The sequence below is a fragment of the Paenibacillus sp. S-12 genome (genome assembly GCF_030363895.1).
Classification (GTDB): domain Bacteria; phylum Bacillota; class Bacilli; order Paenibacillales; family Paenibacillaceae; genus Paenibacillus_B; species Paenibacillus_B alvei.
In genome coordinates this window covers 129,902-140,931 of the sequence record NZ_JASIUF010000010.1, presented here as the reverse complement: position 1 = coordinate 140,931, position 11,030 = coordinate 129,902, and the positions used below count along the sequence as shown (strand labels likewise).

Below are 11,030 nucleotides of genomic sequence, written 5' to 3'. Positions count from 1 at the left end.
ATACGAGATGATGTTCAGTCTTTTTGTCGATGTAAAATTCGGTTTTACTGCCAAAGATATTGCCTTCATTATTACAATCGGCTCTATATTGGGTGTGGCAGCTCAGATCTTGTTATTTGATAGGATGGTGGCGAAATTCGGCGAGAAAAAGATCATTCACGCATCTTTAACCACAGCGGCCATCTTTATATTGGCAACGGTGTTCGTAAGCAGTTATGTAGCGATTATGGTTGTGACAAGCATCGTCTTTTTCGCATGCGACATCCTACGCCCTGCTGTCACCTCCTTGCTGTCCAAAATGGCCGGAGATAATCAAGGCTTTGTTGCAGGTATGAACTCAACGTACACAAGCTTGGGCATTATAGCAGGACCTGCTATTGGCGGTTATTTATTCGATATGAATATCAACACCCCGTATATCTTTGCATCCATCGTGCTGCTTGCAGCCCTTATGATATTTGTGATATGGAGTCGTAAAGTGAAGCAGCAAACAGAATAACCACAAGCAAAGCGACGGCGGTTGCATAGAACGCCGTCGCTTTGCTTGTGAGTCTTCCACATATTCATTCCATTAACTGCTTCCTGACGATTGCTAATAAATATCGCTACTTTAAGTGCTGCAATTTGTATTGAGATAGCTGGTACCCTTTAGTCACCGTATATAAGTATCCATCGCCGGCATAATAATACTTTCGAGATGATTCATCATATGGATATTCATACATAACTTTTAAAGTCTTGCCGTTCAGCACTTTATTCCCATTCTCAATATTCATTACAATATGATGATCCAATGCCTCGGAAATGGCAGGTATCGGAAGATTAGACTTGATGGAAGTGTTGGCAACTAAGCCTTTAGCATTGTATAAGCTCATGACGCCATCTGCATATACGACATAATTTTGTCCTATGGATTGAATCCACGCATTTCCTGGAATAACTCGTTCCCATCGTGTTTTTCCTTTTGCATTGAGGGCAATCAATTTATTTCCGCTCTTTGGTATATTCACACGGAGAAGAATATCACTGTTGTTAATGACCCAGGTTGCTTCACCTACATAGGTTACCGCTCCATTAGGGAGATTGTAAGTGAACAGCTTGTTTAATTTCGAACCATACACTGCTACCTTCGAATTCCCGATCTCCCCGATTTGAGACACAACATATTGACCGCCAATGACGTTATATATCTGTCCCAGTGCCACTTCAGCAAGCTTTTTGCCATTAGCACTATAGGCATATGCTCGCGGTTTGCTTTTCGCTGTAGGTGCAACCTTTTTATCAGGGTCGATTAGTAAAATCGTACCATCGTTCATCACATGCACGTCCTCGGCATTTGGTACTGGAATTGTCCAATTGCTTTTCCCGGAGGCATTCACGGAGAATAATTTAGTCCCTTGACCATCTTTTACGAGAGCGTACACCGAGCCGATCTTGCTATAAGCAATCTTCGTCCCCCATGGATAGGGAGTTCCTTTTTGATAGAATGTGAAAGACCATTTTGGCTTGCCGCTGCTCTCATCTACGGCAGTGACAACACCTGCTTCCCATACTTTCGTTTGAGAGGCGATATAGGTATTCGAAGCCAAATATACGGTTTTCGTATTCGGAATATGATAGGGCGCCTCAATAAATTGATTCAACTCAGACAAGTTTTTTTGCCAACTTGGCTTCGGCAGCGGTTTGCTTACACTACTAGCTGAGACGCTAGTTACAGCACTCAAGCAGAATACAACTGCCAACACGGCACTGCTCCATCTTTTGATCCTTTTGTTCGACAACATGATGTTTCACCACTCCTGTTAATGTATGTAACTACATGGATATATGAACATGTAATATATTAACATGGTCTTTGCAAATTTTCAGGATAAATTCAGGAAAACTTGTAATTAGCTGCACTCCCATACACCGGCAATCCCGCCAGGAATCTCGGGTACATAAATCTGTAAGACGGGAACCATTGGCCCGTCTTGATCAGTCGGCCAACCTAACTCTGGATGGATGTAGAAATGACCGCCAAACCAGCTCCGTCTGCTGTCTTCAGGACGGAATCCTCCAATTTGGGCGGTCGCAGGTTTCTTCCCAAAACTAATCAGCGTATTGAAAACATCCATTTTCGTCATGAACCTCCCCTATATATGGTCATTCGTTATTTTGTATCATTGTAGCAACCTGTTAAGGAGGGTGGCTTTAGTGGAAATGTTTCGTTTGTATTATAGCTTGCCGGGTCATGTATATGAACTTTTCACTGGAAGGAAATACAATCGATCAGACATAATTACCTTAATATGTTAATATAGTACGGAGAATAAGAATGATATATGATGAATCCCACATTACACATTTTACATACTTCTGCATCCGAACTTAGGAGTAAAGGGGCTGTGCATTCATGAAAAATAAAGGGTATATTCCGGCTATGAAGTTCCATTGGTTAACCCCTGTATATGATCCGGTGTTAAAATGGGCTATGAAAGAGAACAAGTTCAAGACCCATTTGGTTCAGCAAGGGAATATAAAGCCAGGTCAACGTATTCTCGATTTGGCTTGTGGAACGGGTACATTAACGCTAATGTTGAAGCAAGCGCAGAGGGAAGCTGAAATTGTAGGGCTTGATGCTGACCCAGAGATATTGGCGATTGCGAAGAATAAGGCAGTACAGAATAAGGTGGACATTGATTTTCAGCAAGGAATGTCCACGGATCTCCCTTTTCCAGATGCTCATTTGGATCAAGTTTTTTCAAGTCTCTTTTTCCACCATTTAACCCTCGAAATGAAGCGCCTAACGGTAGAAGAACTGCATCGCACCTTGCGTCCTGGCGGGACGATTAATATCATTGATTTTGATAAACCGCAAAATAGTTTGATGCGTCTTGCCTTTTACCCGATTCAATGGCTGGATGGCTTCATAACGACCCGGGATCACGTCCACGGTATTCTTCCTGAATTGTACCAGGAAAGTGGATTTGAGAATGTGCAGCAAACCGGTCAGTTTGCGACTATCTTCGGTACGATGCGCTCCTATCGTGCACAGAAGCCGTCGGTATAATGGCATCCTTATTTCATACAACATGAATGAAAATTGTTCTAATCTGCTCTATTGAAAAAGATATATTCTTTCTATCACATTCCCATGTAAAAACGACTCTGACGCAAATTGCGAAAGAGTCGTTTTTTCGTTCTGTATTAAATATGAAAAAGAAGCATATTATTTTAGTTTTAGCTTTTTTGGTCGTTGCGCACGGATTCGGCACATATGCGGCGCTTGACCGTTATTTGAGCAGCAATGCTGAGGTCGAGATTGTAATGGAAATGCCAAATGCGTCAGTGAATGCAGATGGAACGGACTCCGCTGCGAAGCCGGCAGGAAAGACGTTCTCGACTAATGAGCCGAACGGAAAATGGAATGTCGATCTGATGAATATGGCGGTCATGTCCGGTGAAGGAGTCGTCGACATGGCTTCGCTTGATTCCGGAAATACCAGCGAGATGGCCATGTGAAGGAGCGCGAAGCTTTGTCGGCGGTTGACACATATCCGCAAGCAACATTCTCGACTAAATCTTCTACACCGTTACCGCCAGACCTTACCGATAAACTTCGAATCAGAGGCTATGTACAAGGATGGCCAATAACTTCTATCCGGTAAGACAAAAGTGACTTTTGCCGACTTCAGCATGACTAGTCTTCATTCTATCTTTTTAGATACTAAGAATGAATTAGCTGTATAGTTGGAACTATTTTGCAAAAAGCTTAGAGCTGATGGAGAAACATATTTTAATAGAAACGGCAATCCCGCAGTATCTTACACTTGCTGATTGTCGTTTTCTAATATGTATGGCGATATTTTGTTTAAGGAAAACAGAAAAATCCGTATTGATCCTTATTGACTTTATGTTATTATTTACCATGTAGATATTCCTGTTCTTTATGTAATTGATTTTACGCAAGACATATTACACTAAGAATGGGAGCTTTTTTAATTCCAGGTTGAGATCAAAAACCTGAGATTATCTCAAGTGAGGAGTGATAAAGGCTAATTGTTTGATTCTATTTCTTCTTATTTTCTATATAAGGAGGCTTTCTATGAAAAAGATGATCGATAAGAAAGTATTCATGCTGGCAATTGTGATCGTAACCGTTCTTGCATTTCCTTTTACTGCTTTTGCTGCTCTAATTGCCCCATCGTTAGCGGTTAGTGCATCGAATGCAGCTTGTACCTTAAGCTGGAATGCGATTAATGGAGCAACAGGTTATGATATTTATCGCAATGGCAATTGGTATAAATGGACAAATACGTTGTCCTACGCTGATACGGGATTGACCAACGGATCAATCTATACGTATGCGGTTGCTGCGCAAAATGATAAAACTAGTCCTGTAGAGACATCTCCGCAAAGCACCAGCAAAGCTTGCACGCCGACTGCCTCAGGCGGCAGCACATTGCCCGCCCCTACTTTATCGCTTCGTGCATCGAATGGAACCTGCAGCTTAAGCTGGAATGCTATCAATGGCGCTACAGGCTATGACGTCTATCGCAATGGCGATTGGTATAAATGGACCAGCGCTTTGTCCTTTTCCGATACGGGATTGACGAACGGAACAACCTATACGTATACCGTTGCCGCACAGAATGACACGACAACTCCTGTTACTACTTCGCCGCAAAGCTCCAGTAAAACTTGCAAACCTGTTTCTGACGGTACCGGTGGCGGCTTTGTCGTTACCGAGGCTCAATTCAATCAAATGTTTCCTAACCGCAATCCATTCTATACTTATTCCGGTTTTGTATCCGCTCTGTCCTCCTACCCTGCCTTTGCCAATACAGGAAGCGACACGATTAAAAAACAAGAAGCTGCTGCTTTTCTAGGAAATGTAGCCCAAGAAACAGGACATTTAAAATACATCGTCGAGTTGGATACGGCAAATTATCCGTTTTATTGCGATAACAAAAATGTTCAGTATCCATGTGCTCCTGGTAAGCAGTACTATGGAAGAGGCCCGCTCCAAATAAGCTGGAACTACAACTATGGTGCCGCTGGCGCTGCATTGGGACTTCCGCTACTGACCAATCCAGACTTGGTCGCGCAGGATTCTTCAGTAGCATGGAAAACGGCCTTGTGGTTCTGGAACACACAGAACGGAGCAGGAACGATGACTCCACATAATGCAATTGTCAACGGCGCAGGCTTCGGGGAGACTATCCGTTCCATTAATGGGACACAGGAATGTAACGGCTCAAATCCAGCCGCAGTAGAGAACCGAGTCAATTTCTTCACGAATTTCGCTAAACTGCTCGGTATCTCAACGGGAAGCAAACTCAGATGCTAGTTTTAGCATTGGTGTATATGGCACTCGTATGACTACCAAAGGACTATCAAAGCAGTGTTTCATGTGAATTCATACAATAAAAAAACCGACTCTGTCATATAGCATCAGAGTCGGTTTTTTACATTATCCGTTAAAATACTTTCGTTGTCCAGGACTCACAGTTCCATGTTTCTGTCACGATATCACGATAGAATTCAGGTTCGTGAGAAATTAGCAGGACGCTGCCCTTGTATGCCTTAAGAGCACGCTTCAGCTCTTCCTTTGCATCGACGTCCAAATGGTTCGTAGGCTCGTCAAGTACAAGCAAGTTCGTCTCTACGTTAATGAGCTTGCACAGGCGAACCTTCGCCTTTTCCCCACCACTAAGCACAGCAATTTTACTCTCAATATGCTTCGTTGTCAGACCGCACTTAGCGAGTGCTGCACGTACTTCGAATTGCGTAAAGGAAGGGAACTCTTTCCAGATTTCTTCGATACATGTATTGTAGTTTGTATCTTTTACTTCCTGCTCGAAGTATCCGATGTCCAGGTTATCGCCCTTCTCTACGGAGCCCGAGATTGCAGGAATTTCGCCCAAGATACTGCGAAGCAATGTCGTCTTCCCGATACCGTTCGCACCGACGAAGGCGATCTTCTGGCCGCGCTCCATACGGAGGTTCAATGGACGGGACAATGGCTCATTGTAACCAATAACCAAGTCCTTCGTCTCGAATACAAGCTTGCTGGAAGCACGGGAATCCTTGAAGTTGAACTGCGGCTTCGGCTTCTCCTTTGCCAGTTCGATCACTTCCATCTTGTCGAGCTTCTTCTGACGGGACATCGCCATGTTGCGTGTCGCGACACTGGCTTTGTTGCGTGCAACGAAGTCTTTCAAGTCAGCGATCTCCTGCTGCTGGCGCTTATAGGCAGATTCCAGCTGCTGCTTCTTCATTTCATAGACTTCCTGGAACTTGTCGTAGTCGCCCACGTAGCGGTTAAGCTCCTGGTTCTCCATATGGTAGATCAGGTTAATAACGCTGTTCAGGAACGGAATATCATGTGAGATGAGAATGAACGCATTCTCATACGCTTGCAGATAACGCTTGAGCCATTCGATATGCTGCTCATCCAAATAGTTCGTAGGCTCGTCCAAGAGCAGGATGTCTGGCTTCTCAAGCAAGAGCTTCGCGAGCAGCACCTTCGTACGCTGACCGCCGCTCAAGTCGTGTACGTCTTTATCTAAGCCGATATCAACCAAGCCAAGTCCGCGGGCCGTCTCTTCGACTTTCGCATCGATCAAGTAGAAGTCTTGATTCGTGAGCGTATCTTGAATCGTACCGACTTCCTCTAGAAGCTTCTCCAGTTCTTCTGGAGTTACGTCTCCCATTTTTCCATACATATCGTTCATTTCTTGTTCCATATCAAATAAATATTGGAACGCGCTTCTCAATACATCGCGAATCGTTAATCCCTTGCTAAGTACGGCATGCTGATCAAGATAGCCGACGCGTACGCGCTTGGACCATTCAACTTTGCCTTCATCCGGTTGCAGCTTGCCGGTAATAATATTCATAAAAGTGGACTTGCCTTCTCCATTGGCGCCAATAAGTCCAATGTGCTCGCCCTTGAGCAGGCGGAAGGATACGTCCTTGAAGATCGCACGGTCTCCAAAGCCGTGGCTGAGTCGTTCTACGTTTAATATGCTCATTCATGACACCTTTTCTTTTATTCTTTGTACTCGATATATTATAAACGTTATCGAGCTTAAAAGTAAGCGTAAATTCACTTAGCCGCATTATGAACGAAAATCATTCACTTTCCGAATCGTTGTGCCGAGTTCGTATGTACATTATGACTCCCTTCTTCAAAAAAGTATAAATGAATCATCATCTTTGACAAATGATCGCCTTTCGAATAAAATGAATGATAGTCAGTCATTTATGATCGAGTTAGAAGGAGGTCATACTCATCGAAGACAAAAAGGAACGTATTGTTCGTGCGGCTATAGAAGTATTGTGCAGCAAAGGCATTGAAAAGACGAAGGTATCTGATATCGTGAAGGGAGCCGGTATTGCACAGGGCACATTTTATCTTTACTTCCCTTCTAAGCTGGCTGTCATGCCATCCATTGCAGAAGTCATGGTGCAGAAGATTATTGAGGCGCTGCAAAGCTCGGTTGATCAGGATGCCCCCGTTCATGAACAGGTTAAAGCATTTATTGCAACCGTATTCCAGCTTCATCATGATGGCCGAGAGCAATTAGCGCTGTTGTATGCAGGATTGGCTTCCAGTGAGCATTTAAAGGAATGGGAATCCATTTATAAGCCTTACTATGATTGGGTTTCTACACTATTGGAAAAGGCTCAAGCCAATGGCACAATTCGGAAATCGCTAAATACAGCTAGAACGGCACGGATTGTAATTGGAGCTATTGAATCCGCAGCTGAGCAAGTATATCTGTTCGATCAAGCAGATGAATCAGAAATACAAGCGCAAGCGGAAGAAGTATACGCCTTCGTCACTCACGCACTTGGGATTCAGGGCCTGTAGTTCAAGGGCCTAACTTTTTGTCTATAAAATGACTGAATGTCATTCATATTAGGAGGGGCGTAAAACATGAATCGTTCTTGGATGTATGTCATACTCACTTGCCTGTTCGAGCTGCTGTGGGTTTTCGGTTTTAATGTGGCTTCATCGTGGTGGCATTGGGCTATCATTCTCGGAATTATCACAGTAGATTTTCATTTCTTGGCAAAGGCTTGCGAGAAGCTTCCTACCGGTACCGTTTATGCGATCTTCGCAGGAGCTGGAACAGTCGGTACTGCACTGATGGATGTATTGTTCTTTGGCGGGAGTCTTAGCGCAGGCAAAATTGTATTTATGATCGTACTGATTGCAGGCGTAATCGGGCTTAAATTGGCGGATCAAGCTGGCTCGGATAAACAACAGAAAGGAGTTGCGTAACGATGGGTTGGCTGTTTGTATTCTTGGCAGCAATGTGCGAGATGGTCGGGGTAGTCGGACTAAAGAAGTACTCCCAGCATAGAACGCTGCAAAATGGAGTATTCTTCTTAGGAGGATTCGGTGCTTCATTCGCCCTCCTCTATACTTCATTCCTGTATCTTCAGGTTAGTATCAGCTATGCAGTATGGGTCGGGATCGGCACAGCAGGAGCCGTGCTTATCAACATGATTTTCTTCGGTGAAAGCAAAAGCCCTGCACGGATCGTGAGCCTCATCGCCATTATCATTGGGGTTACGGGTTTAAAAGCATTGTCCTGATGAGCTTCTGAGGACACAACTGAACAAAAAACAATAAGCCGCCAAGTCGAACTTAGCGGCTTATTTAGATGCTTCACTACGTTTACATCAAATGCAACTTGTGATCCGAAAGATGGAAGTGAACTTCAGCTGCATGCTCCACGAACTTCTTGTCGTGCGTAACGAAGATGATCGTCCCCTCATATCCGGAAATGAACCGTTCCAGTGCTTCAACAGCATAGATATCTAAAAAGTTGGTCGGTTCATCCAACAATAGAATGTTATACTCTCCTAGGAATAGCAGGCATAGCTGGAGACGAATCGATTCCCCACCGCTCAAGGATCGAACACTCTTCTGAATGTCAGTCCCGATGAACTGCATAGCATGCAGCACACCTCGCAAAAATCCTTCCTCATAGTCGGAGCCATTTTTGACGAATTGCAGCACGGTCTCATTGCTTGTGAATTGATAACTCATTTGATGGAACCATCCCATTTTCGCTTTTGGAGAAATGGTTAAGCCTGCCCCCGCATTTGCAATATGCTCCAATAAGGAGCTTTTTCCGCTGCCGTTTGCTCCAGTAATTGCTATTTTCTTTCCCAACGGAAACTGGAAGTTTACATCTTTTAGCAAAATAGTATCGCCTATCTGGAGTGTTAGTCTGTCTGCCATAATGGGATATTTATTGTGCAATTCCAATGCTTTCGCTTGGCGGAACACGATTTGTCGGTCTTCCTGCACGGCTTCTACTTCTTGTAGCTTTTCCATGCGATGTTCAATTGCGCGCGCGGCACGATGGACTGCTTTTTGGCTGGTGCCTTTCGATTTTGTTTCGAACATGCGGTTTGCCAGTGCCTTCGACTCTTTCCTTGACATGCTGCCTGCCTGCGCAATCTTTTCGGCCTTTTTCATTTTCTCTTGTGCAGCTTTTTCTAGGCGGTTCTTCTCCTTGATGAACTGCTCATGAGCTTGCATCTGCTGTTCGCGCTCCAACCGCTTCTGTTCGATGTAATCGCTGTAGTTCCCTGCGTACACACGTACCTTGCCTTCATGAACTTCCCAAATCGTAGTAACAAGCTCATCCAGTACGACACGGTCATGACTGATCAGGACAAGCGCTCCGCAGTAATAGCGCAGCTCATCGAGCAGGAATGCAATGCCTTCTTGATCCAAATGGGTTGTCGGCTCATCGATGAGCAGCGCTTCGTAATAATGAGTCAGCAAGTGCGCCAGCTTCAGCCTTGTCTGCTCCCCGCCGCTTAACCCCTCAGTACAATTCGGAACCGCCAATCTGCCTAGTAACGCTGGATCTGCTTCAGCATCTGCTGGCGCCTCCATTTGCTCAAACAAGCCAAACTCGACATGCCGTTTCACGTTTCCGCTCATGGGTTGAACAATACCTGCAAGCAGCTTGAGAAGCGTGCTCTTTCCTGCCCCGTTCTTGCCAACGATGCCAATACGGTCAAACTGATGTACAGCTAACCGGTCTATCCTGAATACCTCTTTATCTAAATACGTCACTTCGACGTTTGCGAGTTCAAAACAAATGTGTTCCATCTTATATGCTACCTCCGAAATATATTCATTTCGTATCGATAGCCATAGGAATAGGATCGATACGAGCTTCTATCTGGTTAAGAAGAAGCCCGTATTAATAGAACAATAAAAACTGCACGTATCTTCCCTCCTACTTTGTTTCAAGCCTATCGAGCCAAATGGACTCCATTTAAAGCTACCGCATAATGGTAGCTCCGTCAACAACATTACGTTTCAAAGCTAATCACTATAAATTATCAATGCTGTTAAGTACCAAAATAAGTCCTGCAATACACATGACCCACGAAAGAGCCGAACCCGTGCTTGCAATCTTATCTCGAATTCTCTCCAATGGCTTCTGCATCCAACGACCGAATAAGAGATGCAGTACAAGCAGTACAAGCGGAGGAACAATCATGACGAAATTATAAGCTGCCAGGACTGGAATCCATTGATTCGCTGGCAGATGAGCTGCGGTCATAAGGCCAATCGCAGCAAAATAAGGAAGTGCAGTCGCTACTTCAATTAATGATGTTGTAAAACCTAGTCCGATCATGGAATGGATGCTTTTGGATTTCGGCCGGTATGGTTCGGTCGTCTTCTTCTCAGGAATTTTAAAACTGCCGATAAACAATCCTGCCCCTATAATCGTCATCAGCCAGTTGATTGTCCGGTTCTGAAATATGCCGGATACGGCTTCAAAGGCAGCATCAATGCCCAACATAAGCGATACGCCGACTGCAAAATAAAATCCTGCTACTGTAATCAAGTAAGAGAAAATAAGCGGGATAAGTCCTTCCTTGACTGTAATAAGCAAATAAATCGTAACCCCCAGCGTGGCGGGACTGAGAGTGTCTAACAGTGACAACGCTCCAACGGAAAGAAGCAATTCTATCGTCATAATCCCCCTCCTTGTTCAAAC

Annotated in this window: 12 protein-coding genes; 7 read left to right on the top strand and 5 right to left on the bottom strand. The window is 44.3% G+C overall.

Annotated elements, in window-relative coordinates; translation table 11 throughout:
* Positions 1–499 (top strand): MFS transporter (locus tag NO352_RS10060; protein ID WP_289355534.1); only part of this gene is annotated, 499 nt, incomplete at its 5' end.
* Positions 500–605: 106 nt separating this feature from the next.
* Here NO352_RS10060 and NO352_RS10055 read toward each other — a convergent pair.
* Both NO352_RS10055 and NO352_RS10050 read right to left on the bottom strand, forming a co-directional pair.
* On the bottom strand, positions 606–1,784 hold the full coding sequence (locus tag NO352_RS10055) for an outer membrane protein assembly factor BamB family protein (RefSeq protein WP_289355533.1): 1,179 nt from the start codon (positions 1,782–1,784) through the stop codon (positions 606–608).
* A 108-nt stretch (positions 1,785–1,892) separates the two neighbouring features.
* Positions 1,893–2,126: a hypothetical protein gene (locus NO352_RS10050; protein WP_163977142.1), complete on the bottom strand. Its 234-nt coding sequence runs from the start codon at positions 2,124–2,126 to the stop codon at positions 1,893–1,895.
* Positions 2,127–2,395: 269 nt separating this feature from the next.
* Here NO352_RS10050 and NO352_RS10045 point away from each other — a divergent pair, with 269 nt between their 5' ends.
* From NO352_RS10045 to NO352_RS10035, 3 genes are all read left to right on the top strand, one after another.
* Positions 2,396–3,052: a class I SAM-dependent methyltransferase gene (locus NO352_RS10045; protein WP_289355532.1), complete on the top strand. Its 657-nt coding sequence runs from the start codon at positions 2,396–2,398 to the stop codon at positions 3,050–3,052.
* 143 nt (positions 3,053–3,195) lie between these two features.
* Positions 3,196–3,504, top strand: coding sequence for a hypothetical protein (locus NO352_RS10040; protein WP_268593691.1), 309 nt, complete (start codon positions 3,196–3,198; stop codon positions 3,502–3,504).
* Between the two features lie 583 nt (positions 3,505–4,087).
* A complete protein-coding gene (locus NO352_RS10035; protein ID WP_289355531.1) occupies positions 4,088–5,332 on the top strand; it encodes a glycoside hydrolase family 19 protein in 1,245 nt (414 codons plus the stop codon).
* A gap of 130 nt (positions 5,333–5,462) precedes the next feature.
* Here the strand turns inward: NO352_RS10035 and NO352_RS10030 are convergent, their stop codons facing one another.
* The gene (locus tag NO352_RS10030) at positions 5,463–7,019 is read right to left on the bottom strand and encodes an ABC-F family ATP-binding cassette domain-containing protein (protein ID WP_005550852.1); all 1,557 of its coding nucleotides are present in this window, start codon (positions 7,017–7,019) and stop codon (positions 5,463–5,465) included.
* A 260-nt stretch (positions 7,020–7,279) separates the two neighbouring features.
* On the opposite strand from NO352_RS10030, the gene NO352_RS10025 reads away from it, so the two are divergent.
* The 3 genes from NO352_RS10025 to NO352_RS10015 all read left to right on the top strand — a co-directional run bounded on the left by NO352_RS10025 (position 7,280) and on the right by NO352_RS10015 (position 8,592).
* Positions 7,280–7,861, top strand: coding sequence for a TetR/AcrR family transcriptional regulator (locus tag NO352_RS10025; RefSeq protein WP_289355538.1), 582 nt, complete (start codon positions 7,280–7,282; stop codon positions 7,859–7,861).
* A gap of 66 nt (positions 7,862–7,927) precedes the next feature.
* Positions 7,928–8,275, top strand: a complete 348-nt coding sequence (locus tag NO352_RS10020; RefSeq protein ID WP_005550856.1) for a DMT family transporter — start codon at positions 7,928–7,930, stop codon at positions 8,273–8,275.
* A gap of 2 nt (positions 8,276–8,277) precedes the next feature.
* Positions 8,278–8,592, top strand: coding sequence for a DMT family transporter (locus NO352_RS10015; protein ID WP_005550857.1), 315 nt, complete (start codon positions 8,278–8,280; stop codon positions 8,590–8,592).
* A gap of 82 nt (positions 8,593–8,674) precedes the next feature.
* Here the strand turns inward: NO352_RS10015 and NO352_RS10010 are convergent, their stop codons facing one another.
* Positions 8,675–10,129: an Msr family ABC-F type ribosomal protection protein gene (locus tag NO352_RS10010; RefSeq protein WP_289355530.1), complete on the bottom strand. Its 1,455-nt coding sequence runs from the start codon at positions 10,127–10,129 to the stop codon at positions 8,675–8,677.
* A gap of 226 nt (positions 10,130–10,355) precedes the next feature.
* The gene (locus NO352_RS10005; RefSeq protein ID WP_005550861.1) at positions 10,356–11,009 is read right to left on the bottom strand and encodes a GAP family protein; all 654 of its coding nucleotides are present in this window, start codon (positions 11,007–11,009) and stop codon (positions 10,356–10,358) included.
* Positions 11,010–11,030: the final 21 nt, after the last annotated feature.

Bases quoted from the DNA above. Each gene is read 5' to 3' on its own strand.
- NO352_RS10035 (WP_289355531.1), top strand. From the start codon at position 4,088: ATGAAAAAGATGATCGATAAGAAAGTATTCATGCTGGCAATTGTGATC.
- NO352_RS10005 (WP_005550861.1), bottom strand. From the start codon at position 11,009: ATGACGATAGAATTGCTTCTTTCCGTTGGAGCGTTGTCACTGTTAGAC.
- NO352_RS10055 (WP_289355533.1), bottom strand. From the start codon at position 1,784: ATGTTGTCGAACAAAAGGATCAAAAGATGGAGCAGTGCCGTGTTGGCA.
- NO352_RS10040 (WP_268593691.1), top strand. From the start codon at position 3,196: ATGAAAAAGAAGCATATTATTTTAGTTTTAGCTTTTTTGGTCGTTGCG.
- NO352_RS10015 (WP_005550857.1), top strand. From the start codon at position 8,278: ATGGGTTGGCTGTTTGTATTCTTGGCAGCAATGTGCGAGATGGTCGGG.
- NO352_RS10010 (WP_289355530.1), bottom strand. From the start codon at position 10,129: ATGGAACACATTTGTTTTGAACTCGCAAACGTCGAAGTGACGTATTTA.
- NO352_RS10030 (WP_005550852.1), bottom strand. From the start codon at position 7,019: ATGAGCATATTAAACGTAGAACGACTCAGCCACGGCTTTGGAGACCGT.
- NO352_RS10050 (WP_163977142.1), bottom strand. From the start codon at position 2,126: ATGACGAAAATGGATGTTTTCAATACGCTGATTAGTTTTGGGAAGAAA.
- NO352_RS10045 (WP_289355532.1), top strand. From the start codon at position 2,396: ATGAAAAATAAAGGGTATATTCCGGCTATGAAGTTCCATTGGTTAACC.
- NO352_RS10020 (WP_005550856.1), top strand. From the start codon at position 7,928: ATGAATCGTTCTTGGATGTATGTCATACTCACTTGCCTGTTCGAGCTG.